The sequence below is a fragment of the Arcobacter thermotolerans genome, assembly GCF_983172305.1.
On the sequence record NZ_CFAFZJ010000006.1, the window covers coordinates 68310 to 93248 of the forward strand.

At 25.2% G+C, this 24939-nt stretch carries 22 protein-coding genes; 14 read left to right on the plus strand and 8 right to left on the minus strand.

Translation table 11 applies throughout. The features are described from left to right. Window positions 1-81: 81 nt before the first annotated feature. Entirely contained in the window at window positions 82-1596 is a 1515-nt protein-coding gene (locus AC5LG6_RS06350; RefSeq protein WP_498586000.1) for a hypothetical protein, read from the minus strand. A gap of 130 nt (window positions 1597-1726) precedes the next feature. Here AC5LG6_RS06350 and AC5LG6_RS06355 point away from each other — a divergent pair, with 130 nt between their 5' ends. Further along, the gene (locus AC5LG6_RS06355) at window positions 1727-2041 is read left to right on the plus strand and encodes a F0F1 ATP synthase subunit C (RefSeq protein WP_066156262.1); all 315 of its coding nucleotides are present in this window, start codon (window positions 1727-1729) and stop codon (window positions 2039-2041) included. A gap of 63 nt (window positions 2042-2104) precedes the next feature. Here AC5LG6_RS06355 and AC5LG6_RS06360 read toward each other — a convergent pair whose 3' ends face one another. From AC5LG6_RS06360 to AC5LG6_RS06375, 4 genes are read right to left on the minus strand one after another with little or no spacing between them, the layout of a single operon-like run. Continuing rightward, a complete protein-coding gene (locus AC5LG6_RS06360; RefSeq protein WP_260953511.1) occupies window positions 2105-3073 on the minus strand; it encodes an ABC transporter substrate-binding protein in 969 nt (322 codons plus the stop codon). 26 nt (window positions 3074-3099) lie between these two features. Next, entirely contained in the window at window positions 3100-4311 is a 1212-nt protein-coding gene (locus AC5LG6_RS06365) for an NnrS family protein (protein WP_498586001.1), read from the minus strand. After that, complete coding sequence (locus tag AC5LG6_RS06370) at window positions 4308-5075, minus strand: ABC transporter ATP-binding protein (RefSeq protein WP_498586002.1); 768 nt, start codon at window positions 5073-5075, stop codon at window positions 4308-4310. Before AC5LG6_RS06370 ends, AC5LG6_RS06365 begins: the two co-directional genes overlap by 4 nt. Further along, window positions 5063-5845 carry an ABC transporter permease gene (locus AC5LG6_RS06375; RefSeq protein ID WP_066347731.1) on the minus strand — a complete coding sequence of 261 codons (783 nt, stop codon included), beginning with the start codon at window positions 5843-5845 and terminating at the stop codon, window positions 5063-5065. The genes AC5LG6_RS06370 and AC5LG6_RS06375 overlap by 13 nt, the downstream gene beginning before the upstream one ends. Before the next feature lie 210 nt (window positions 5846-6055). On the opposite strand from AC5LG6_RS06375, the gene AC5LG6_RS06380 reads away from it, so the two are divergent. The 3 genes from AC5LG6_RS06380 to AC5LG6_RS06390 are packed head-to-tail and all read left to right on the plus strand — an operon-like array spanning window position 6056 to window position 8893. Then, window positions 6056-7048, plus strand: coding sequence for a DctP family TRAP transporter solute-binding subunit (locus AC5LG6_RS06380; protein WP_066220122.1), 993 nt, complete (start codon window positions 6056-6058; stop codon window positions 7046-7048). A gap of 13 nt (window positions 7049-7061) precedes the next feature. Then, window positions 7062-7610 (plus strand): TRAP transporter small permease, encoded by a 549-nt coding sequence (locus AC5LG6_RS06385; RefSeq protein WP_066220119.1) that lies wholly within the window; start codon window positions 7062-7064, stop codon window positions 7608-7610. After that, on the plus strand, window positions 7610-8893 hold the full coding sequence (locus AC5LG6_RS06390) for a TRAP transporter large permease (RefSeq protein ID WP_066156241.1): 1284 nt from the start codon (window positions 7610-7612) through the stop codon (window positions 8891-8893). The genes AC5LG6_RS06385 and AC5LG6_RS06390 overlap by 1 nt, the downstream gene beginning before the upstream one ends. A gap of 59 nt (window positions 8894-8952) precedes the next feature. Here the strand turns inward: AC5LG6_RS06390 and AC5LG6_RS06395 are convergent, their stop codons facing one another. Beyond that, window positions 8953-10419, minus strand: coding sequence for a cache domain-containing protein (locus AC5LG6_RS06395; protein ID WP_141048579.1), 1467 nt, complete (start codon window positions 10417-10419; stop codon window positions 8953-8955). 67 nt (window positions 10420-10486) lie between these two features. Between AC5LG6_RS06395 and AC5LG6_RS06400 the strand changes: the two genes are divergently transcribed. Then, window positions 10487-11167: a response regulator transcription factor gene (locus tag AC5LG6_RS06400; RefSeq protein ID WP_498586003.1), complete on the plus strand. Its 681-nt coding sequence runs from the start codon at window positions 10487-10489 to the stop codon at window positions 11165-11167. Window positions 11168-11172: 5 nt separating this feature from the next. On the opposite strand, the gene AC5LG6_RS06405 is transcribed toward AC5LG6_RS06400, so the two are convergent. Both AC5LG6_RS06405 and AC5LG6_RS06410 read right to left on the minus strand, forming a co-directional pair. Beyond that, a complete protein-coding gene (locus AC5LG6_RS06405) occupies window positions 11173-12117 on the minus strand; it encodes an endonuclease/exonuclease/phosphatase family protein (protein WP_498586004.1) in 945 nt (314 codons plus the stop codon). Further along, window positions 12118-14223: a cache domain-containing protein gene (locus tag AC5LG6_RS06410; protein WP_498586005.1), complete on the minus strand. Its 2106-nt coding sequence runs from the start codon at window positions 14221-14223 to the stop codon at window positions 12118-12120. It abuts the gene before it with no gap. 148 nt (window positions 14224-14371) lie between these two features. On the opposite strand from AC5LG6_RS06410, the gene AC5LG6_RS06415 reads away from it, so the two are divergent. The 9 genes from AC5LG6_RS06415 to AC5LG6_RS06455 are packed head-to-tail and all read left to right on the plus strand — an operon-like array spanning window position 14372 to window position 24925. Further along, window positions 14372-14821, plus strand: coding sequence for a Spy/CpxP family protein refolding chaperone (locus AC5LG6_RS06415; protein WP_260925100.1), 450 nt, complete (start codon window positions 14372-14374; stop codon window positions 14819-14821). Window positions 14822-14851: 30 nt separating this feature from the next. Further along, window positions 14852-15532, plus strand: a complete 681-nt coding sequence (locus AC5LG6_RS06420) for a response regulator transcription factor (protein WP_141055018.1) — start codon at window positions 14852-14854, stop codon at window positions 15530-15532. Next, window positions 15529-16749, plus strand: a complete 1221-nt coding sequence (locus AC5LG6_RS06425; RefSeq protein ID WP_498586006.1) for an ArsS family sensor histidine kinase — start codon at window positions 15529-15531, stop codon at window positions 16747-16749. Before AC5LG6_RS06420 ends, AC5LG6_RS06425 begins: the two co-directional genes overlap by 4 nt. 21 nt (window positions 16750-16770) lie before the next feature. Further along, window positions 16771-17913 carry a BaiN/RdsA family NAD(P)/FAD-dependent oxidoreductase gene (locus tag AC5LG6_RS06430; protein ID WP_498586032.1) on the plus strand — a complete coding sequence of 381 codons (1143 nt, stop codon included), beginning with the start codon at window positions 16771-16773 and terminating at the stop codon, window positions 17911-17913. 51 nt (window positions 17914-17964) lie between these two features. Further along, window positions 17965-19368 (plus strand): methyl-accepting chemotaxis protein, encoded by a 1404-nt coding sequence (locus tag AC5LG6_RS06435; RefSeq protein ID WP_498586007.1) that lies wholly within the window; start codon window positions 17965-17967, stop codon window positions 19366-19368. Between the two features lies 1 nt (window position 19369). Then, entirely contained in the window at window positions 19370-19747 is a 378-nt protein-coding gene (locus AC5LG6_RS06440) for a response regulator (RefSeq protein WP_066156214.1), read from the plus strand. A gap of 2 nt (window positions 19748-19749) precedes the next feature. Continuing rightward, a complete protein-coding gene (locus AC5LG6_RS06445) occupies window positions 19750-21684 on the plus strand; it encodes a PAS domain-containing protein (RefSeq protein ID WP_498586008.1) in 1935 nt (644 codons plus the stop codon). After that, entirely contained in the window at window positions 21681-24104 is a 2424-nt protein-coding gene (locus AC5LG6_RS06450) for a PAS domain-containing sensor histidine kinase (protein ID WP_498586009.1), read from the plus strand. Before AC5LG6_RS06445 ends, AC5LG6_RS06450 begins: the two co-directional genes overlap by 4 nt. Further along, window positions 24101-24925, plus strand: a complete 825-nt coding sequence (locus AC5LG6_RS06455) for a TIGR00282 family metallophosphoesterase (protein ID WP_498586010.1) — start codon at window positions 24101-24103, stop codon at window positions 24923-24925. The genes AC5LG6_RS06450 and AC5LG6_RS06455 overlap by 4 nt, the downstream gene beginning before the upstream one ends. The last annotated feature ends 14 nt before the right edge of the window (window positions 24926-24939 follow it).

Consider the following 24939-nt stretch of genomic DNA (forward strand, 5'->3'; position numbering starts at 1 on the left):
TCCTTGTAATATTAAATTTTTTTAAAATTAAATCTAAAAAAAACTTTGAGTTTACTTAAAATGATAATAATTATCAAGATATTAAAAAAGAGATTTGATTCCTTTTAAAAGCTCAATTTTTTGTGCATCATCCTCTTTATTTATATACTTATCTAATTTTTTTTCTAAAATATTTTTTATTAAATCTTGTACATCTACTATTATTTTAGGTTTATTTAAATCATCTTCAAGTTTTACAGAAAATATATTTTTATTTAGATTTATATCTAGTTTCGTATCTATTATATTTTTATTAAAATCTATAAAACTATCTTTTGATTTAATATCACTTTTTTTAGATGTTAAATGAAGATTTGAGTATATTTTTTTGTTATCAATCTTGCTATTTATAGTTCCAGATTCAAATATCTCTTTACTTAAATCTATTTTTGTAAAATCTTCTATTTTTTGAATAAAGTCATTTTTTATAAAATTACCATTTTTAACTTCAATATTTATATTTCCGATCTTTGAGATAATATTATAATTTGAATCTAAAGATAAATTTGAGTTAAAAAACTGATCTTTATTTAAAATATATAAAAGTTTTAAAGAGTTTGCATCTTTTAACTTTAAATCTAAATTATCATCCAAAAGTACAAAGTTTGCAACCCCATCAGCAATATTTGAATTTCCATCTATTTTTAGAGTTTTTTGATTTTTATTTATGTTACCAACTACTTTTAAATCTCCGTTTAATGCAATATTTATAAACTCTTCAATTTGTCTTAAATTTAAAATATCTAAAAAATAGTTAGAGCTTATATCTTTTGTAACTAAATCAATAATCAAATTTTTCATATCTAAATTTGCTAAACTTGAAATTAGTTTTATATCACTTAAAACATTTGTATTTTCTAGTTTATTTAAGCTTTTTAAATTATAAGTTATAGTCTGCTTTATAGGGAAATTAAACTCTTTTTGAACTATTTCATTGTTTATTTTTCCATCATTTATATCAAATAAAAAATCACCATTAAAAAAATTACTACTATTTTTTATAAGTTTAGCATTTAGATTTAGTTTCCCAAAACTATAAATAGGCTCACTTAAAAGTGCTAAAAGTTCATCTATATTTGCATTTTTAATATCTAAATCTAAGCTTTTTATATCTCTTTTATTTAGATTTATCTCATATTTTGTTGAGCTGTTTGCTATATTTGAAGTTCCTATTATTGTACTTAATCCATTTTTTGTAATTAAATCACCATTTGCTTCTAAAGAGCCTTTTAACTCTTTTTGTACAATATTATTAAAAATCGATAAATCTTTTATATCTATTTTATAGATAAATTCTGCTTTTAAATCAAATAAAGAGTTTATTTTTCCATCTATTTTTACTTTAGAACTATCATTTATATTTGCAACTAAATTTATATTATTTGTATCTATTATAAAAGTATCAAATTTTAGTTTGAAATCATTTTGTTTTTCATTAAAACTATTTTCGATATATTTAGAAATAGTGCTGTTTCCAATCTTCGTAAAAAAAAGCATATAAAATATTCCAAATATAGAAATAACAAAAATAAATATAATTAATATAAATTTTTTCATAAATCACTTCCCAAAGTTTAAATTGCTTTATCTTACTTTTAGTTTACTTAAAATATAATCTCAGCCATCAAAGTACTTTGTAGGGATACGCAAGCCGAACAGACTTTGAAAATATTTATAAGGATTTAAGATGAAAAAAATCGTTCTTTTAGTACTAGCATTCGCTGGTTTTGCATTTGCTGCAGATGCTGCAGTTGCAAATGAGACTTTAAAAGCATACTCTGTAGTTGCTGCTGGAATTGGACTTGGATTAGCTGCTCTTGGTGGAGCTATTGGTATGGGTAATACTGCTGCTGCAACTATTGCTGGAACTGCTAGAAACCCAGGTCTTGGTGGAAAATTAATGACTACAATGTTTATTGCATTAGCTATGATTGAAGCACAAGTTATTTATGCACTTGTTATTGCTATGATCGCACTTTATGCAAATCCATTTTTAGGGTAAGCTTTTAAATCTAACCAGATTTAATAAAAATAAAAAGGCTTGAGATTTTATCTCAAGCCTTTTTTATTTGTAGTAAAAATTATCATCTGGTAACTTCCCACCAATTATTTTACTATCATTTTCAAGTAATACACTAAAGAAAAACTCTAAATCTTTTTTACTATTTTGAGCATTTATATTTTCAAATTTAATATAATCAATTGAATCAGCTAAACCATTAACCTCCAACATAGGTAGTGTTTTAACTACAAGTTCACTAGCATCTTTTTGATTTGATTTATACCAGTTTATAGCTTTTTCATACTCTTCTAATATTTTAGTAATCAACTGCTCTTTTCCTTTTGTTTCACCAATGATTGCTAATCCTGCTTGTGGAATTTTTGGTTCAACTTCAAATAATCTTCCCCAATCTTTTTGTAAATCAACACTTCTATATAAATCAGGGGCTATTAACTTAACAGGAAAAGAGCCTGTTTTTCTCAATGCAATAGAAATTGCAGGTTCTGCTAAAAGTGCATGATCTGCTCTTCTTAAAATTAACATTTGCATAGCATCAATAGGAGTTGCAACATATGTTAATTTAAAATCTTTTTTTATATTAAGATTTGCTTTTTTTATAAGTGCTTGAAAAATAATATCAGGCATATCAGCTCTAAATGGAACAATAATTTCTTTATTTTTAAAATCTTCTATGTTTTTTAAATTTTTATCACGACTAACAACTCCTAAAATTCCCCAAGTTGAAACATTTAATAACTTCAAATCTATACCTTTGTTGTATAAATTTGCAGCTACATTTGTAGGAAGAGCTATAAAATCAACCTCTTTTTTAAGTATTAAGGCTCTTAGTTCATCAGGATTATTCCAAAGTTTAAACTCTATTTTTTTTCCAATATCTTTTAAAGCATTTTGTTCTATCATATAAAGTATTGGATGAGATACACTTGCTATTGGTCCTGCTATTACTATTGTATTCTCATCTTTTGCAAATAAGTTTAATAAAAGTGTAAACACTAAAACTATTTTTTTCATAAATAAATCCTTTTTCTTTATTATTTTTAACCTTTTATTCCATCAGCTCGAACTTGTAGTAGAAATGGGAAAAATATTTTTATATATATTATAAAAGGTATTGCCCAAATAATTGAAGATAGAATATATAAAGTCATACTATATTCAATGTAAAATGGAATAAAAGCTCTCATAAATGTTGCAATAATTATTAAAATTAAACCCAAAGTTAAAGCCCAATTTGTGAAAATTTTTCTTCCTGTATGAATCGTTGATACTATAATCATAATTACATAAAAAACCATTCCAAAACTTCCTGTTGTTAAAAAATGTCTAAAGTGGTTTGTGATATTTAACTCAAAAAGGTAGTTAAAACCTAAAAAGAAAAATCCAATAGCAGTTATAGAAATTGTAGAGATTATGTATAAAACGAAAGGTTTAAATAAAATATTATTATCTTTTAAAACAAAATCGTTTAAAAGAGCAAAAGTAGCTGAACCACAAGCAAAACAAATATAAGCTAAAGTTGAATTATTTGGAAAAAAGAGTTCAACAAAACCATATAAAAGAAGACAAAATATAGCAAGGTTGTATCTAAAAGATTTTGCTAAAAATATTTCATTTATATTTTCTTGATTTAATAACTCATTTATTGACTCCATGCTAACTCTTCTTAAAGCCAATAAAATTAAAACCAAAAATAAAATCATAGATAAAAGAAGAATCTTATATGAATCTATATTTAAAATTTTTGATTCGCTTAAAAAAAAGATAGCTTGAATAATAACTATTGAAACCATAGAGTATGCAAGAGAAGTATGCCTTTTATTTCTATCACGAAAAGCTGGAATTGCTGCAAGATATGATATATATGCCGTTAAACTAATATTTATAAATCCTGTAAAAAATATTCCAAAATAGTCTATAAACCAAAAACTAAATCTTCCCAAAATCCACCAAAAAACTATAAAAGCTAAATGTCTTCCAACTATTGGAATAACTCCAGGAAAAAGTTCAGGTAAACCTGTTAGAAAAAATGCCACTATCATAGCAGTTCCAACTCCGAAAATCATCTCATAAATATGCCAATTTAAACTATTTTCAATTGGAAGATTTATATACCCTGCGAAAACAAAAGCCCATAAAATAATGCTTAATACAATATATGGAGCAAGAAGAAGAAAAATAGGGCGAAATCCATATGCCAAATATATTGGGAAATCACCTTTTGGATAGTTTAAATAGTGAGAACTGCTCATCTTAACTCCAATTCAAAGCTAGAGATAATATCTTTATCTTTTAAAATCTCTGCAGTTTTACTATATACAAATTCATCATCTCTTTTTTCTCTTGCTTCATTTATAGTAAATATTTTTTTGATATGACCAATTGGCTGTGCTTTTAGAACAATTATTTTATCACTCAGTTTTATAGCCTCCATCAAATCGTGCGTAATAAAAAGGATACTCAAATTATTATTTTCTATATTTTTTATTAATAAATTTTGAAGCTCTTTTTTAAGACCTATATCTAAAGCTGAAAATGGTTCATCTAAAAAAAGCAAACTAGGATTTACAACCAAAGCTCTAGCAAATGATACTCTTTGTTTCATTCCACCACTTAAATCTTTTGGAAATTTAGAAAAATCACTCTCTTGTAAGCCAAATAAAATTGCAATATCTTTTGCTTTTTGTTCTGCTATGTTTGTTTTTTCACCTTTTGCTTTAAGAGCTAAAGCAATATTATCAATCACATTCTTCCAAGGCAAAAGTCGCGGTTCTTGAAAAGCAAAAGTAGAAGATAAAAAACTATTTTTTATCTTTCCTGTATCAAGTTTTAAAAGTTTTGAACAAAGATGAAGCAGGGTAGTTTTACCACCACCACTAGGTCCAACTATAGATACCACTTCCCCTTTTTTTAAAGTAAAGTTTATATCTTTTAAAATCTCTTTAAAACCAAAAGAGAAATTAACATTTTCTACAATAAGCTCTTCTATAAAGTTTTTATTACTTATTTTCTCCATAGTTCAAGCTCCTTTTTAATTGGTTCTAAAACTATATATTCTATTAAAAGTAGAGCCCCTATCATAATAGCAACAATAGCCAAAGCTGTTGATGTTTCAAGCTGGCTTCTTGCTATTGCTAAACTTGAACCTAATCCATCACTTGTTGCTAATAGTTCTGCCATAATTACTATTTTCCAAGACATTCCTAATGCACTTATATATGCTGGAAAGATGTATGAAAAAATATGAGGAAAATATATATCAAAAAGTTTCATAGAAAATGGTAAATTAAAGCTATCAGCCATCTGCTTTAAATCACCTTCAATAGTTCTAGTTCCTTGTAAAGCACCTACGAATACAATAGGAAAAGATGCAATAAATACTGTAAAAATAACTGTTGTATCACCCATACCAAACCAAATCATGGCTAGAACTATCCAAGCAATTGGTGGCATTCCAAAAAGAATTGTGACTATTGGACGGCTCATAATAGATGCAGTTATAAAAAGTCCTGCAAGAAGTCCTAAAATAGAGCCAATCAAAATTGCTAAACCAAAACCACTTAATGCTCTTTTTAGAGTTATCATAATCTCATTTTGCATAGAGCTATCCTGTAATATAGAGCTCATTGCTATAAATGTATCTTTTGGACTAGGAAGAATTAAATCTCCATAAATTTGGTGTCCAAAATCCCACAAAGCAAAAAAAAGAAATATCGAAGCAATAGATGCCCATCCTCCCCAAAGATAAGATGGAAAATCTTTTAATATTTTTATAAAGAATTTCATTTTATTTCCATAATTTAATATAAATAGAATTATATTATAAAATGATATTAATTATCATTGAGTTTGGTCAAGAGAATAGCTAGTTTCTTTAAAATAGCTTAATTTTTTTTAAATAAAATAGTAATTTATCGAAAATTTATCTATAGTGACACAACATTTACATAATTTTTGGATAAACTTGAAATCAAACTTTCAATTTTAGGAGTATTTATGAAAAAAAGTATATTTGGAATAGCTGCAGCTGCAATACTTGCAACTTCAAGCTTTGGTGCTGACTATGTTATGAAGATTAGTCACGTTGTAAGTTCTAGTACGCCAAAAGGTATGGCTGCTGATTTCTTAGAAAAAAGAATTGAGGAGTTAACTGCTGGAAAAATTGATGTTCAAGTTTTCCCAAACTCACAACTTTATGGTGATTCAGATGAGATGAAAGCTTTGGCTATGAACAATGTTCAATTAATTATGCCAAGTTTATCAAAATTCCCATCGATTGTTCCACAAATTCAACTTTTTGATTTACCATTTTTATTTAGAGACAAAGAGCACTTATATAAAGTTATGGATGGAGAAGTTGGTGCAAAACTTAAATCTTATGTAGATGCAAAAAAACAGATGATAGCATTTGATTATTGGGATGCTGGATTTAAACACTTCTCAAGTAGCAAAAAAGCTATTATAAATCCTGAAGATGCTAAAGGTCAAAAATTTAGAATTCAATCTTCAAAAGTTTTAGAAGCTCAGTTTAAAGCTGTTGGTGGAAATCCACAAATTTTACCATTCTCTGAAGTTTATTCAGCACTTCAACAAGGTGTTGTTGATGCAACTGAAAATCCTCTATCAAATTTTTATACAAAAAAATTTAATGAAGTTCAATCTAGTCTTACTTTAAGTAGCCATGGATATTTAGGTTATTTAGTTGTGATGAATCAACAATTCTGGGATAAATTACCAAAAGATTTACAAGATAAAGTATCACAAGCTATGAAAGAGGCAACAGAGTTTGAAAGAAAAGCAACTGCAGAAGATGATGCAAAAATTATGGCTGATTTAAAAAAATATGCAGCTGAGTCAAAAAAACTTGAGATTTTTGAATTAAATGATGCACAAAAAGCTGAATGGAGAAAAGTTATGGAAGGTATTTATCCACAATTTTATGATGTAATTGGTGAAGATTTAATCAAAAAAGCAATTGATACAAAATAAGTAAAGCGGAAAAATGAGTAAATTTTTTAAAATTATTGATTTAATAGTTGGTACAATAAATCAAACAATAGCAGTCTATGGAATGGTATTGGGTGTTTTATTGGCATTTGTTAATGTTGTTCTAAGATATGTCTTTGATATGAGTCTTCCTTGGGCAGCTGAACTTACAAACTATTTATTTATATGGTCGGCACTTTTTGGTGCTGCCTATGGGTTTAAGCAAGGTGCTCACATCTCTATTACTTTATTAATAGAGAAGTTTTCACCTTCTGTTATGAAAATGTTTTTGCTTTTTGCAAATCTACTTTCTATTATTTATCTTCTTCTGATTTCATATTTTGGATATAAATTAATTTTGATGTTAATGGATTTTGGAGAAATCAACGTAGATTTACAAGTTCCACTTTGGATTCCTCAATTAGTTATTCCTATTGCATTTTTTTTAGCTGCATATAGAGTTGCTGAAAAACTTGTAGAACTTTATAAAACAGATGCTCAGAATATCAAACTATTTAGTGAACATGAAGCTATAATAGAAGAGATTAAAGGAGAAAATAAATAATGGTTATTGCAACACTTTTTATTTTACTTTTTGGTTTGATGTTAGTAGGAGTTCCTGTAGCTGTTGCTTTAGGTGCTAGTACATTAGTTTCTGCATTTTTATTTACAAACAACGATTTAATGGGAATTTCATCATATATTTTTGATGGATTAAATAAATATACACTTATGGCAATTCCTATGTTCGTTTTAGCTGGTTCTTTACTTTCAAGAGGAAGTGCTGCTACAAGAATTATAAATTTTGCTAAAAGTTTAGTTGGTCATCTTCCAGGAGGACTTCCAATTGCTGCTATTTTAGCTTCTATTATTTTTGCTGCTATTAGTGGAAGTTCTCCTGCTACTGTTGCTGCTATTGGTTCTGTTATGTATGGTGCTATTAAAAGTGCTGGATATAATGAGCAATTTGCTATTGGTACAATTACAACTTCTGGAACATTAGGAATTTTAATTCCACCATCTGTTGTGTTTATTGTATATGGTGTTAGTGCTGATCAATCTATTGGAAAACTATTCATGGCTGGGGTAATTCCTGGACTTATGATAGGTGGTATGATGATGCTAGCTACATATATACTAGCTAAAAGAAGTGGGTTTAAAGCTGAAAAGATGGCTAGTTTGTCTGAAATATTTAAAGCCTTTAAAGACTCTTTTTGGGCATTATTAATTATTTTTGTAGTTATTGGTGGAATTTACGGTGGTATTTTTACTCCAACAGAAGCTGGAGCAGTTAGTGTTATGTATGCATTTTTTATATCATTTTTTGTTTATAAAGATATAAAACTAAAAGATTTATATAAAATTACATTAGATTCTGCACAAACAAGCTCGATGATTTTCTTTATCATTGCAAATGCTATGATTTTTGCACACTTCTTAACAGATGAGCAAATTCCTCAACAAATTACTCAAATGATAATAGATGCAAATGTAAGCCCTTTAATGTTCCTACTGATTGTAAATATTTTACTTCTAATTATGGGACAATTTATGGAGCCAAGCTCAGTTGTTATGATTACAGTTCCACTTCTTCTTCCTATTGGAATGGCTCTTGGAATTGATCCAATTCACTTGGGAGTTATAATGGTTGTAAACATGGAGATAGGAATGCTTACTCCACCTGTTGGACTTAATTTATTTGTCGCAAGTGGAATAACTGGATTATCCATGGGACAAGTTATAAAAGCTTCTATTCCTATGACTTTAGTTTTACTTTTTGGATTGGTTTTAATTACTTATATACCAGCTATATCTCTATGGCTTCCAAATTTGATGTTTGGTTACTAAAAAGTTTAGAAAATATTAAAATTGAAAATAGAAAACTGAAAATAAATTTTTCAGTTTTCTTATAATTTTATTGTAAACCTAGCTTTATCTTCTATATTTTCTACAAATAATTTACCTTTCATACTTTTTTCTAAAATCATTTTTGACATATAAAGCCCAATTCCAGTACCTTGGCTTTGAGGTTTAGTGGTAAAATATGCTTCAAATATTTTATTTATTGGTTCTGTTTTAATTCCACCTGCATTATCAGTTATAGACAAATATATATTTTGCTCATCAACTTTTGCTTCAATTTTGATATATGGACTCTTTATATTGTTTTCTACTAAAGCATCTTTTGCATTTTTTAAAATATTTAAAATTACTTGTTGAAGTTCATTCAAATAGCTATTTAAAACTATATTTTTATCAATATCACACACTATTTCTATATTATTATTTTTAAACATATTTGAACTAATTAATAATATATTTTCTATAAGTTCATGAAGATAAAATCTCTCTTTCTCTTTTTTTGGTGAAAAAAATCCTCTAAAATCATCAATAGTATGAGACATATATTCTAAAACTTGTGTTGCATCCTCTATTTTATTCTCCATAATTTTACTATCTAGAGTTTTTGTATCGAATTTTAATTTTATAAACATTAGGATAGAAGATAACTCTGTTAATGGTTGTCTCCATTGATGAGCTATATTTGAAATCATCTCTTCAAGAGATTTATTTAAAACTTTTAACTCTTTTTCGTTTTCAATAACTTGTTTTTTGTAGTTTTTTAAAATTTTATAAATTTTATTTGAAATAAGAGCTAGAGTTATAATAGCAATAATCAAAAAAATCACAAACAGAATAATATTTTGAATAATTTGTTTTCTTATCTCCTCTTTTAACTCATCTTTTTTTAAGTTTAACTCATTTTCTATATCATCTATATAAACTCCAGCTGCTATTATCCAGTTGAAATGTGGGTAATATTTAAAATATGATAGCTTATATTGAAGAGCTTTACTATCAGGTTTTTTATATGAATATCTTGTATAAGACTCTCCATATTTTTTAATATTCTCTAAAAACTCTTCTCTAAATTTTTTCCCATTTCCATCTTCTTCATTTGTTGAAATATCTTTACCAAATAAATCAGGTCTATTTGGATTTACTAACATCTTTGCAAAATTATCTCCACCCTCAAAATTTAAAACTTCGTAAACAAATATATAGTTACTACTATTTTCTTCAAATGTAAGATTATTTAAAAAATTAATTGTATATTTTTTTATTTCGTCTTGACTTAGGTTCAAGTTTTTAATATTGTAGTCTAGAATATCCATTACCATTGTTATTTTCATCTTTAATGAATTTTCTATCTCAATATAATAATCACTCTTATATTTTAATAGTTGTTTTTCAAAATTATCTTGCGTATTTTTTACATAAAAAAATGATATTGCCAAAATCATAGATGAACTTATTGCAATATATATAAATAGTATAGTTTTTAGTAGATTTTTTTCTATATTATTATTCAAAATTACCTCTTTAATTAAACAGTTTGCTATAATATCATATCTTTACTAATATGGATTTTTATCAAATATGAATAATTTACTAAAAAAACTTAAAGCATTTACAATCTTATATGTTGAAGATGATAGAGGAATAAGAGAAAATTTTGAAGAGATTTTAAAACACTATTTCAAAGAAGTTTTTGTTGCAAAAAGTTCTAAAGAGGCCTATGAAAAGTATCTTTTAGAAAAACCAGATTTATTAATGACTGACATAAAGATGGAAAATGAATCAGGTATTGATTTAATAAAAAAGATTAGAGAAAATGATAAAGATATAAAAGTAGTAATAACTTCTGCATATACAAATTTGGATTATCTTTTAGAGGCAACTGAACTTAATTTAATAAAATATATAGTCAAACCTATTACAAATGCAAAATTAATTGAGGCATTTGAATCTTTTTTAAAATCAAATACTAATCAGAAAATATATATGCTAAAAGATAATTGGTATTTTAATACTCAAAAATCTATTATCTCAAATGATAAAGAAGAGTTTGTTTTAACCAAAAAAGAGATTTTATTTTTAGAACTTTTAATATCAAAAAAGTCAGTTATTTCATATGAGGAGATTTTTAATCATATATGTGATGATAATATTCTAATGAGCCAAAATGCAATGAGGCAATTTATAAAAAATTTTAGAAAGAAATTACCTTTGAACTATTTAAAAAATATTCAAGGGGTTGGTTATTATATAGAAACTTAAAACTTTTAAATCTTTAATTCACAAACAACTTGAGCATGATCACTTTGTTTTAGAGTTCCATTTCTGTTTTTTTGTAAATGTTCATCAAAAACTTTATGATTTTTTACACAATTTTCTAAATCTTTTGATACAAAGATAAAATCAAGGGTATTTCCATGTCCTACAAAATAGCTTGTAGGTACTCTTTTTAAACCTTTAAACTCAGGGTGAGGATTGTAAACTTTTTTTGGAGCAATATCATAGCTATCAAAAAGTATAAAATCATCTTTTTTTAACTCATTTTTATAAAATCTCTTATTTGTTAAAGCATCAATAGTTATTGAAAACTCTCTATCATTTAAGTCACAAAGTAAAATTGAAGGAAGTATTTGCTTTTTTATATCAAAGTGAAGTGCTTTTGCTTCATTAAGTCTTTGTTTAAGCGATAGCGAGTAGTTGTTTTTAAAAGCGATATTTAGTTTCTCTTTTTTTTCTTCAAGAGTAGAATCTTTTGTAAATTTATACTCAAACTCATTTAATCTATTTGATTTTAAGTGAGCTACATATACATTTATATCTAAATCATTTTTTAAAGATATTATTGCTTTTATAGGTTCTCTAGCAAAAGTAAAATTCTCATTTTTTGAAACTTTTTTAATCTCTTTTATAGGGAATTTACTTGCTAAGGCTACTGTTGTTGTTTTATAAACTCTATTTTTATCATCTAGTTTTGGATTTTGGGTTACAACAAACTCTTTAAATCCACACTCTAAAACTAACTCTTTTAACTCTTCTTGTGAAAAAACCTCTTGAAAACCCACTATATCGCAATCCATTTTTTGTAGTTGCTCTTTTATCCAATTTTTTTTCTCTTCCCAATCATCTTTTTTAAACTTCTCTTTTTTTGTGTAAAATGAAAACTCAGGTGAACAAAATTGAAAAAGATTAAAAGTAGCAGTTTTTATTATCATCTATTTTATAACCACACAGTTTCTTCCACTTCTTTTAGCTTCATACAGATTATCATCAGCTTCTTTGTATAACTCTTCACTACTATTTATCTCAATTGCATTTTTACAAACTACTCCTAGAGAAATTGTTACATATTTTGAGGCTTTATTTCCTCTATGCTCTATTTTTAGATTTTCTATATCATCTTTAATAGAGTTTGTATAGTTCAAAACTTTATCTTTTTCAATATGCGTAATTATTACAAACTCTTCACCACCAACTCTAAATGCAAAATCATCAGCTCTATTTGTTCTATTTTTTAAAACATTTGCTACACTTTTTATTACAATATCGCCTTCTTGGTGACCATAAGTGTCATTGTACTGTTTAAAAAAGTCAATATCTAAAATAATTAAACAAAGCTCTTTATTATCTCTTTTTGCTCTATTTATCTCCTCTTCGATTTTTATATTAAAAAATCTTCTATTGTATATTTTTGTTAAATCATCTGTTATTGAAAGCTCTTCTATATGTTTTTTGTTTGTTATATTTGATTTTATTGATGTAAAACCTATAATTTCACTATTTTTTAAAATAGGAGTTATGATGGCATAAATCCAATAAATATCACCATTTTTAGCAAGATTTTTAATTTCACCTCTCCACTCTTTTTTACTTAAAAGAGTATTCCACATCTCTTTATAAAAACTAGTAGGAGTATTAGGATGTCTTACGATATTGTGCGATTTTCCTATAAGTTCATCTTTTTTATATCCTGAAATTTCACAAAATGCTTCACTAACTTCAGTTATAACTCCTTGTATATTTGTAGATGAAATTATTACATTTTGATTAACAATATTTATATAATCTTGAAGTTTTTTTTCAACCATATTTTTATTTTCAAGAGTCTTATTTAAACTATTTGCAAGAATTATAAACTCTTTAAAGTTAAGTTGATTTGTATCTACTTTTTCATTTTTTAAAGATGCTTTGCTAAATGAGTAAATTAGATTTTTTATATTTTTATTTATAAAATCTGCTATATATTTTGAGATAAAATAGATAGCTACTAAAATAAATAAAAAGATAATAAACATAGAAACTATTTGTTGAGTTATATTTTTTTTAAAAATTTCATTTTTTCTTTGTAATTCTTTTTCAATTTCATCCAAATATACTCCACAACCAATAATCCAATTATAATTTTCATATTGTTTGATAAAAGAAATTTTTTCAGCTATTTCATCGCTATTTGGTTTTTTAAATTCATATTTATAAAAATCCCCATTTGGATTTTTTGCAGTTTCCACTTGTCTTTTGAAAGTCTCTGGATATGGATGAGGTTTTGGTTCAACTCTTTTTCCTTCAAAAATCAAAGTCTGTCCATCTATTGTATTTAAAAAAGAGTAACTACTATTTTTATATTTTATGGTATTTAACCAATCTAGTATCTCTTCTTGAGTATTTTTTGTTAAATCATCTATATATTCACCTATTCCAATATTCCAATCAAAAGGCTCAAAGAGTTTTACATAAGATAATTTTAAATATTGAACTTCATCTTTTGAGTTTGGTTTTACAAATTTATTTGTTGTAAATCCCTCTTTTTGCTCTTTTGCTATTTTTACTTGAATTTGTATTATATAATCATCGTTTGAATCTTTTAAATCCCAAACATCAACATATTTATCAAGAGTTATTTTATTATCAAACAAAATAGCTTGACCTTTGTTGCTATTTATAAAAAAATAACTATCGTTGTCTTTAAACTTTAAATCATTTATAGAAGTAGCAATTAAATATTTTATCTCATTTTCAGTTTTTGTTTTTTTATTAGTTTCGTAAATATTCATTGCTAAATTATAAGCTTGATTTACTCTATCTATTAATCTATCTTCTACTGTTTTTTTTAATAACTCTTCTTTATATTTTATTAATCCATAAATCATTAAAACTTCATTTTTAACTTCTTCTTTTTTTTGTTCTGTAAACTCTTTTTTGTAGTGGTTAAACTCATTTTTAAAATTTTGATATTGAAAAAAAATAGAGATTAAGAATGCTGCTATAATAGATGAAAATGCAGTAATAAATATAAATTTTTTTATAAATTTTGATAATTTCAAATTAGACCTTTTAATTTATTGAATAAATAAATTTTAACATAATAGATATTATGGTTTGGTTTATCTATTAAGTTTGTGTTAATATAAAATTTAAATATCATTAAGAAATTTGTGTAATAATTTCATATATCAAAAAAAAGGATAGAAAATGAAAAAAATTGTTTCAAGTTTAGCATTAGCTTCAATATTAGTAAGTGGTTTGTACGCACAACAAGGTGGACCTAATTGTGATTTTAGAAAAGATGGTAAAAATTCTCCTATAAATCAAAAAGATGGTAAAAAAATGTCAAAACAAAATTATGGTATTTTAGGAATGTTTTATGAACTAAATTTAACAGCAGATCAAAAAACAAAAATTGATAACATAATTAATGAAAGTAAAAAAAATCAAGAGCTTCCTTGTGATGCATTTACTAAAGATAGTTTTGATAAAGATAAATTTATTAAAATTATGAAAGATAAAAGAGAGAAAAATCAAGAGTTACATGCAGATGTGATTGATAAAGCTTATAAAGTTTTAGATTCAAAACAAAAAGAGCAATTAAGAACTCTACTTGATTTAAGAAAAGAGAAGATGAAACAAAGATTTGAAGACTAAAAATTAAAAACTAGAAAATAAGGAGTTTCTTTGATAAAAATTGCAATGATAGAAGATGATTTAGAGTTAGCAGAGGTTTTATCTTTGTATCTAAAGCAGTTTAATATTGAAGTAGTAAATTTTGAAGAGCCATTTTTGGCTCTTTCTAGTTTGAAACTACAAAAGTTTGATTTACTAATTTTAGATTTAACTCTTCCTGGAATGGATGGATTAGATGTTTGTAAAAGAGTTGTTGATGAGTTTAATATTCCAATAATAATTTCAAGTGCAAGAAGTGATATAAGTGATAAAGTTACAGCTTTGAAACTTGGTGCTGATGATTATTTACCAAAGCCTTATGACCCAAGAGAGTTGGAAGTAAGAATAAGAACAATTTTACGAAGATTTAATAAATCCTATGAAAAAGAAGAGCCAAATCTTAAAAAAACTTTTATTTTGGATGAAGAGAAAAAAGATATCACAAAAGATGGTATCTCTATAAAATTAACAGCAGCAGAGTTTGAGATTTTAAGTCTATTTATAAAAAGAGAAGGATTTATTGTAAGTCGTGATGATATTTTTGAAAACTCTGATATTTTAAATAGCGATTATGAAAGTAGTGGCTCTTTAGCAGTTATTATAAATAGAATAAGGCATAAAATAGAAGATAATCAAAAAGAGCCGAAATATCTTCAAACAATAAGAGGAATGGGATATAAATTTGTACAATGAATAAAAATTCAATAATATTTTCTACAACACTAAATTTTCTTATAACCTCTCTTTTATTGATAGTATCTTTTATATTTTTATTAAGTCATGAAAACTTCAAAAAAAATGAACAAATATTTGAAAGATATAAACCAATAATAAAAATGGTAAGTGGTAAGAAATTTTATTTTGATAAAGATTTTCATAAAAATTTACTAGATATGAATTATGAACTATTTGAAAGCAAAGAAGAGATAAAAAATATTTTAAGTAACAACAAAAAAATGATTTTTTCAAGATCAAACAAACATAATGAAACTTTTAAAATATTTGAAATAGATGGAAAAATTTATCTATTTTTTGAAAAATTTGATACTCAAATTTTAATAAAAGATTTAGAGAGCCAGAATCTTACAAATAGTTTTTATACTATTTTTGTATTTGTTTCTCTTTTAATTGTAATAACAATTTTGTATATAAATACTTTAAAAAAACTACTTCCACTAAAAGAATTAAAAGATAAGGTTATAAATTTTGGTGATGAGAAGTTTGATTTTGAATTATCAAATAGTAGCAGTAAAGATGAGGTTACTCTTTTGGCAAACGAGTTCAAAAAAAGTGCCCAAAAGCTTAAAAATATAAAAGAGTCAAGAAATATTTTTATAAGAAATATTATGCATGAGCTTAAAACTCCAATTACAAAAGGAAAGTTTCTTTTGCAGCTTGAAAAAAGCGATGAAAATATAGAAAAATTAAAGATGGTTTTTAACCGCTTAGAAAGCTTAATAAACGAATTTGCAACAATCGAAGAGCTTATTTCTCAAAATAGAGTTTTAGAAAAGAAGAGTTATTTTTTAGAAGATTTACTTGATAATGCAAAAGATATTTTGATGATAGATGATAATTGTGTTAAAAATTCATACGAAAATATTAAGTTAAATGTAAATTTTAAACTATTTTCAATAGCTATAAAAAACTTAATTGATAATGCAATAAAGTATTCAAATGATAAAAGAGTTGAAGTTTTAACACAAAATGAAGATATTTTATTTGTAAATAGTGGAAAAAAATTAGAAGGAGATTTTGAAAAATACCTTGAACCTTTTTATAGTAAATCCTCAAATGAGTCTTTTGGTTTAGGTCTTTATATTGTTTTTAATATTTTAAAGGCAAATGGATATAATTTGCTTTATAAATATGAAGATGGTAAAAATATTTTTATTGTCAAAAAAGGATAAGAAATTTTCGATATAGCAATTATTGGAGCAGGTGCAAGTGGTTTGATGTTTGCTTCAAATTTGGATAAAAATAAATTTAAAAATATTTGTCTAATAGATTCAAATAGCAAAATAGGGCAAAAAATAAAGGTTTCAGGTGGAGCTAAATGTAATATTACAAATGAGTTTGTAAGTGATAAAAACTATTTAGGAGATAGAACTTTTGCAAAAGAGATTTTAAAGAATTTTTCAAAAGATGATTTATTAAAATTTTTAAATAAAAATCAAGTTTTCCCAAAAATTAACCCTAAAATTGTAAAAGGAACATATTTTTGTAACTCTAGTCAAGATGTTATTGATATGTTTTCTTTAAAAACTTCACATATTAAAAAATATCTTGATACAAAAGTTTTAGATGTTGATTTTAATAATTTTTTTACAATTAAAACATCAAATGGAATAATAGAGTCAAAAAAAGTTGTAGTTGCTAGTGGTGGACTATCTTATAGCTCTTTAGGTGCTTCTAGTTTTGCATTTGATATAGCAAAAAAATTTGATCACACAATCAATAAATTAAACTCAGCACTTGTAGGATTTACAGTTCAAAAAGAGCAGTTTTGGTTTAAAGAGTTATCAGGATTATCTATATTTGTAAATATTTTAACAGATAGCAAAGATGGTAAAAAGGCAATTGAAGGAAATCTTCTTTTTGCTCATAAAGGTTTTAGTGGACCAGCTGTTTTGACCTCCTCTTTATATTGGGAAAAAGGGAAAATCCAAATAGATTTTTTACCAAAAGAAAAAATAGAAAAGTTTTTAATTGGAAATAGAAATATCTCAACTGCACTTCCTTTACCCAAAAGATTTATTCAAGAGTTTTTATCTTCTGTTGATTTAGAAGATAAAAGTTGTTCAAAACTAACACAGCAAGATTTAGAAAAATTAAAACTTCTAAAAAATTATGAATTAAGTCCTGCTGGAAATTTTGGATATACAAAAGCTGAGGTTACAAAAGGTGGAATTGATACAAATGAGATAAATCATAACTCTTTTGAAAGTTTAAAACAAAAAGATCTATATTTTATAGGAGAGTGTTTGGATTTAACAGGAGAACTTGGGGGCTTTAATTTCCAAATAGTATTTTCACAAGCATTTATTTGTGCAAATCACCTAAATAAGAATTAAGTTATTTTTAGATACTTTTCAAGCAATAATAATATAAAAGGGGATTGTTTTATGTTCTTTGGAAACAAAAAAAATGATAGTTTAATAGAGAATTTAACAAATGAGATTTTAGAGCTTAAAAAGAAGCTTGAAGAAAAAGATAATGAATTAAAAGATTTCATTAATTCAAGCTCTTTAAAACTAGATGATATTGTTAAAAATAAAGATAAAGAGATTGAACTTTACAAAACTATCTCATCTTTTTCTCAAGAAGAGGGCTTGGTAGTATTAGACGAAAATGATAAACTTTTTTTTGTAAATGACTTATCGAAATCGCATATAGAAGATTTCTCATCAATTATAAATGCTGTTAAATCAAATGAAGATAAAGTAATTCTTGAAGAGTGTGAAGCAAAAATCTCTGTAAAAAAATATAATAACTACAATATCGTATCTTTGGTAAAAACATCTATTCATGACAATAAAGAGGGTGGATTACTAGAGCGACATAATAAAAATATGACAAGATCTTTGGGTGATACTCAAAATACATACTTAGAACTTTTAAAAGAGCTTCAAGATATGCAAAAAGAGTCAAAAGAGACAGCACTTGGTTCAACTCAAGGATTAACTTTGACAAAAGAGGTTGTAATTGATACAGATAATTTATATAAAGAGATTGCAAGTGAAAATGAAGTTGTAGAATCTTTGGTTTCTAAAAGTAAGGATATTGCTCAAGTTATAAATATTATTCAAGAAATTGCGTTCCAAACAAATATTCTTTCACTTAATGCTGCTGTTGAAGCTGCAACTGCTGGAGAAGCTGGAAAAGGATTTGCTGTTGTTGCTCAAGAGGTGCGAAATCTTGCAAGTAGAAGTGCAGATGCTGCAAAACAGATAAAAGATGTTGTTACAACAATTCAAAAAGAGACTGAAAAGATAAAAGAGAGTTCCGATACTGTTACATCAGTTATTAGTGAGACAAAAGGAAGAATTGAGTCTTTAAGTAAATTAATGAATACATTCCAAAAAAATTCAAATAGAGCTGTTTTTGAAGTTGAAAGTATCTCAAATAAAATCTTTATAAATCTTGCTAAACTTGACCATGTTATTTATAAAAATAATTTATATCAACTAATTTTTGGTAACTCACATAACTTTAAACCAGTTGATCATACACAGTGTAGACTTGGGCAGTGGTATAATACAGGACTTGGAAAACAAGAGTTTAGTTTCACTCACTCTTATAAAGGCTTAGATAATCCACACTCAATTGTTCACAAAGAGGCAAATATTCTTGCAAATGAGTGTTCTGGACATGAAATATCTTGTTCAAAAGAGTTAATAGAAAATAAAATTGAACTTGTTGAAAAAGCAAGTGAGCAGGTATTTATATTCTTAGATAGAATTCTTGAAGAGAAAAATGAGCAAGTTATGAAAGAAGCTGCAAATAAACTATTTAATGAGGAGAAATAAAATGAGTAAAAAGTATTCAATTTTAGTAATTGATGATGAAATAGAAATTTTAGATATGTTAAGCAGATTTTTAAATAGAAATCCAAATTTTAGTGTTCAAACATTTTCAAATCCAGTTTCGGCTTTGAGTTCAATAAATAATAACACAAAATATGATTTAGTTTTACTTGATATTATGATGCCTCAAATGAATGGTTTGGATGTTTTGGAAAAATTAAAAGAGATAAATAGTGATCAAAAAGTTATTATGATGACTGCTTATTCAACTTTGGATAAGGTTTTAAAATCTCATAAAATAGGTGCAACAAACTATGTTATGAAACCTTTTAGTTCTCTTGATTCATTAGAAAAAAAGGTAATTGAAGTCCTAGAAGCATAAATATGGAAAATAAAAACCTAATTTTTAGGTATTTTTTATATTTTATTTTATCTTTTGCGCTCTCTATTTTTGTAATAAATTGGTTTAAAAATATTAGTTTAGAAGCTGTTTTAAATGACTATAAAAAAGAGAGTTTAAATAAGTACAATAGATATTATGATGAGTTAATTAAAACAAGTGATTTTATATACTTTAATGGATTTATCAAAAACAAAAAATTAATATCTATTTTGCAAAAAAGCGATGAGAATAAGATAAAAGATGAGCTTTATCTTGAGTTTGAGCCAGAGTTTTCATATTACAAAACTTTAGGAATATATGATATTAGTTTTTATACTGTAGATAGTAAGCCAATATTAAACTTTCAAGATATAAATTTTGATGACAATTTTAATCTAAATATTACTCAAAAAGTTGTCGCTTCAAAAAAAGAGTTTGTTGATATAAAATATGGTGATAAAAATAGTACTATTATATTTTCAAAACCAATAATTGATGAAAAGCTGAATTTATTGGCAGTTGTAAATTTTGAGTTTAATTTTAATCAAATTTTAAATAAGTTAAATTCAAATTCAGATTTAATATTTGAAAAATTTGTTTCAAACTCTTCTGATATTGAAAAAGATAGACTTTTTATTTTAATTCCAATTTTTAAATTAGAAGATTCAAAAACTTTTTACTTAAAATCAAACTTATTAGAAAAAAATATAAAAATAGAAAAATTAAATGATTTTTATAACTTTTTAACTATATTTTTTGGCTTAAGTTTAGCACTTATTATTTTTTTGCTTTATAAATCAAAAAATCAAGATATTAAAAATAAACTTTTAAAAAATAGTTATGATGAACTATTTTCGCAAGTAGATAGATATGTATTGAAGCTTGACACTGATTTAGATGGAAAAATAACTTTTGTAACAAAAAGTTTTTGCGAAATGTCAGGATATTCTAAAGATGAGATTGTTGGTAAAAATGCAAATATTTTAAGACACCCTGATATGTCACAAAACTTCTATAAAAATCTTTGGAAAGAGTTAAGAGTAAAAAAAATATGGCAAGGTGAAGTAAAAAATATAGATAAATTTGGAAATACATATTGGGTTAAAACATCTTTATTTCCAAAATATAATGATAAAAAACAACATATTGGATATTCATCTATTAGAACAGATATAACTGCAACAAAACAGCTTGAAAAAACAAATAGACTTTTAAAAGAAGATTTATCAAATAGATTAAATGATTTAAAAATTCAAGATGAAACAGCTTTGAACTCTTTAAAGGTTGCACTTATGTCAAAAATTTTAGATAGCTTTTCACACCAATGGAAAACACCAATATCAAAAATATATTTTGAGTTATTAAAACTAGAAAATATTAAAAAAGATTTAGACATCTTAAAAATAGAGGATGTAAAAAATAATATAGAGAGTGAGTTAAAAGAGTTATCGGATATGTTAAATGAGACAAAAACACTATTTTCTTCAAGACAAAATATGAGTTCAAATCTATTTGATATTGTAAAAAGTATATCAAATAAATTTGATAATTCATTACTTGAGATAGTATATGATTTTGATGAAAATATTAAAATTAATTTTGCACATAATGATTTGAAAAATATTATTATAAATATTCTTTCTACTATGGTAGAGTTTGCAAAAAAATACTCTTTAGAGAGAGTTATTGTAAATATTTCACTGCAAATAGAAGAAAATTCAGATGAAATAGTTTTAAAAATAGAAGATAATATAAAAGATATAAGAAAAAAAGAGTTTTTTGAACAATTTTTGAATTTTGAAGATGAGAATAAGTTTGATTCAAAAATATATTTAGCAAAACTTTTGGCAGATAAAAATCAAGCTATATTTTTATGTAATATATTAGAAAATAGTACAAGTTATTATATAAAATTTAAAAAGGCAAAAATATTTTGAAGAGTTCATTTTATATAAAACTTTTTGGTGCATTTACTCTTTTTATTTTAATACTTCTATTTCTTATAAATATTGCTTTTAATAGTTTTTATTCAATGTATAGTAATAAAATTGAGGTAAAAAAAATTGAGTATATTTTAGATACACAAGCTCTAAAATTTGAAGATTACATAAAAAATTACAGTGATAAACTTCTATTAATAGAGCCAATTTTATCAAAAATGAATAATCAAAATGAGATAAAGAGTTTTGTAAATGATAGTTTATTTAAAGATTTAAATATTTTAACTTTTAGAGTTGTTGATTTTGATTCAAAAGAGAGTTTAAAGTTAGTTAATAGAAATAAAGAGGATAACTACTTTTCTCAAAGATTAAAATCTATATTTATGGAGCCATATTTTAAAGAGTTGCAATCTTTAAATAAGTTTGACATTTTTAGTTATTGTGAAGATGAAGAGAATAATTTTTTAAATTTTGCAATTAGAGGTGAAAATAAGTTTTATATCTTAAAGGTTGATTTAAAAACTATTTTAGATGAAATTTCAAACTCTTATAATAAAAAAATATTAATTAAAGATATAAATGGCAATTTCTTGAATGAAGAGATGTCTCAAATTTCGCTCGATGAATATATTTATAAAAAAGTTTATATAAAAAATGATAAGTTTTATACTTTTTTGATGGATAAAACTATTGATGAAAAAAGTAATTTTATAAAGGATTATTATATAGCTATTGTTTTTGTAGTTTTTGTTTTAGCTTTAGTTTTGGCATCGGTTTTTGCATATATTATAAATAAAGAGAATAAAAAAATAGCAGATGAAAACAAAAAATTAAATTTTGATATAGTAGAAAACTCTCTTGTATTAAATGAAAATCAAAAAATTATGAATGAGCATATTATGTTTATTCAAATTGATAAAGATGGGATAATAAATGAAGTAAGTATTGCTTTTAGTGATTTCTTAGGATATTCAAGAAGTGAACTTTTGGGACATAGTTATAAACTTTTTGTATTTAAAGATATGAAACAAGTTTTCAAAAAAGCTGTAAAAAAAGAGTTAAATAAATCAACTTTTGAACTAAAAAATGTACAAGGAAAAAGAAAAAATCTAGAGAGTTTTTGGGTAGATATTTTTGTTGAAGAGCAGATTGAAAACGAACAAACAATTGCTTATAATATAATATGTCAAGATGTAACCGATAAAAAAAGAATATACAAGCTATATAAAGATTTAAATCTTAAAATTGAAGAGTATGATGCCATTTTTGAAAATGTTCAAAGTGGTATTGCATTATTAAATTTAGAAAATAAATTTGTAAAAGTTAATAACAAAATATCAGAACTTCTTGGATATTCAAAAGATGAAATACTTAAATTATCACCAATTGATATAATAAGTAGTAGTTCAAAAAAACTATTAGAAAATATGTTAAGAGATATTGCTGATTTTACAAAAATATTAAAAATTGAAATAATATTTATAAAAAAAGATAACACTCCTATACATCTTGAGTTATCTTTAATTTTACTTCCAAAAAAAGCTAGAATTATTTTTATAATAAACTCTCTAGAAGATAAAAAAGAGCTTCAAGAGTTAAATTCAAATCTTGAAAAAAGAATAAAAAAAGAGATAGAAAAGAGTAAAGCAAAAGATAAAATCCATTATCAAGAGCAGTTAAAAAGTGCAAAATTGAGTTATATTGGTGTTTTATCTGCTGGAATTACACATGAAATAAATACACCTTTGACATATGTAAAAGGAAATTTAGAGCTTATGCATTATGATATTGAATCTCTTGATGATTCAGATATAAAAAATAGAATGTTGCAAGATAGTAAAAAAATAAAAGAGGGGTTAAATAGAATTGCAAATATAGTTGAAAGTATGAGAGAAATTTCTCATTCAAATGAGGGAGAAAAAAGAGAATTTAATGTATATGCCACTATACTTACAGCTTTGACTATGGCACATAATAGAGCAAAACATATTAGTAAAATATATTTAAATGGTGAAATTTTTGATATAAATAACATTGATAACAATAGATTTATTTTTATGAGTAATATTCAAAAACAAAGAATAGAGCAGATTTGGATTATTATTATAAATAATGCTCTTGATGAATTAGTAAAAATTGAAGATTATGAAAATAGAGAGCTAAAAATTGATATTTTAGAAGAGAAAAATAATATTCTTGTAAGATTTAAAGATAATGCTGGTGGCTTAAGCAAAGAGATACTAAAAAAATTGTTTGAACCATTTACAAGTTCTAAAAATCAAGGTGGAATGGGAATAGGATTATCTATTGCCAAAAAAATAGTAGAAGAGCATAATGGTAGTATAAAAGCTTACAATGAAGATAATGGAGCACTTTTTGAAGTAAGGCTTAGAAAAATAAAAGAGGATAAGGTTTGAGAATAGGATTTATAGGTGATATAGTAGGTCGTCCAGGAAGAAAGATTATAAAAGATAGTTTAAAAAATATTAAAGAAGAGCATAAAATAGATTTTATAATAGCAAATGGTGAAAATGCAAGTCATGGTTTTGGGCTTACAATTGATAGTTCAAAAGAGCTATTTTCTAGTGGAATTGATTTAATTACAGGTGGTAATCATAGTTTTGATAAGAAAAAAGATGTTCAATTCTTACATGAAAGTGGAAATGTTTTACGACCAGATAATTATCCAGAAGGTGTAGTTGGTAGTGGTTTGAAAATATGTGATATTAAAATTGAAGAAAGAGTTGAAAAATTAGCAGTTATAAATCTTATGGGACAATTTGCAATGCCTTTAGTTGAAAATCCATTTAACTGGGCTACTAAATTAATAAAAAATTTAGAGGAACAAAATATTAAAAATATTTTTGTAGATTTTCATGGTGAAGCAACTAGTGAAAAAAGAGTTATGCTTATGATGTTTAAAAACAGGGTTAGTGCAATTTGTGGAACACATACTCATGTAGGAACAGATGATTTACAAATTTTTGAAAATACTGCATATTTGACAGATATTGGATTAACTGGTTGTTATGACAATGTTATAGGAATGGATGAAAAAGCACCAATTAAAAGAGCAACAACAGGAATAGGTAGTCACTTTGAAGTTCCAAACTCTTGTAAATCAATACTTCAAATGATGGTTGTAGATATAGAAGATGGAAAAGCTATCAACTCTTATAAGATAAAAAAATATTGCAATAGCAGTAAATTGCATATTAGTGATGCAATAATTATTTAATGATAGTTTAGATA

Bases quoted from the DNA above. Each gene is read 5' to 3' on its own strand.
- AC5LG6_RS06350 (WP_498586000.1), bottom strand. From the start codon at position 1,596: ATGAAAAAATTTATATTAATTATATTTATTTTTGTTATTTCTATATTT.
- AC5LG6_RS06355 (WP_066156262.1), top strand. From the start codon at position 1,727: ATGAAAAAAATCGTTCTTTTAGTACTAGCATTCGCTGGTTTTGCATTT.
- AC5LG6_RS06360 (WP_260953511.1), bottom strand. From the start codon at position 3,073: ATGAAAAAAATAGTTTTAGTGTTTACACTTTTATTAAACTTATTTGCA.
- AC5LG6_RS06365 (WP_498586001.1), bottom strand. From the start codon at position 4,311: ATGAGCAGTTCTCACTATTTAAACTATCCAAAAGGTGATTTCCCAATA.
- AC5LG6_RS06370 (WP_498586002.1), bottom strand. From the start codon at position 5,075: ATGGAGAAAATAAGTAATAAAAACTTTATAGAAGAGCTTATTGTAGAA.
- AC5LG6_RS06375 (WP_066347731.1), bottom strand. From the start codon at position 5,845: ATGAAATTCTTTATAAAAATATTAAAAGATTTTCCATCTTATCTTTGG.
- AC5LG6_RS06380 (WP_066220122.1), top strand. From the start codon at position 6,056: ATGAAAAAAAGTATATTTGGAATAGCTGCAGCTGCAATACTTGCAACT.
- AC5LG6_RS06385 (WP_066220119.1), top strand. From the start codon at position 7,062: ATGAGTAAATTTTTTAAAATTATTGATTTAATAGTTGGTACAATAAAT.
- AC5LG6_RS06390 (WP_066156241.1), top strand. From the start codon at position 7,610: ATGGTTATTGCAACACTTTTTATTTTACTTTTTGGTTTGATGTTAGTA.
- AC5LG6_RS06400 (WP_498586003.1), top strand. From the start codon at position 10,487: ATGAATAATTTACTAAAAAAACTTAAAGCATTTACAATCTTATATGTT.
- AC5LG6_RS06405 (WP_498586004.1), bottom strand. From the start codon at position 12,117: ATGATAATAAAAACTGCTACTTTTAATCTTTTTCAATTTTGTTCACCT.
- AC5LG6_RS06415 (WP_260925100.1), top strand. From the start codon at position 14,372: ATGAAAAAAATTGTTTCAAGTTTAGCATTAGCTTCAATATTAGTAAGT.
- AC5LG6_RS06425 (WP_498586006.1), top strand. From the start codon at position 15,529: ATGAATAAAAATTCAATAATATTTTCTACAACACTAAATTTTCTTATA.
- AC5LG6_RS06435 (WP_498586007.1), top strand. From the start codon at position 17,965: ATGTTCTTTGGAAACAAAAAAAATGATAGTTTAATAGAGAATTTAACA.
- AC5LG6_RS06440 (WP_066156214.1), top strand. From the start codon at position 19,370: ATGAGTAAAAAGTATTCAATTTTAGTAATTGATGATGAAATAGAAATT.
- AC5LG6_RS06445 (WP_498586008.1), top strand. From the start codon at position 19,750: ATGGAAAATAAAAACCTAATTTTTAGGTATTTTTTATATTTTATTTTA.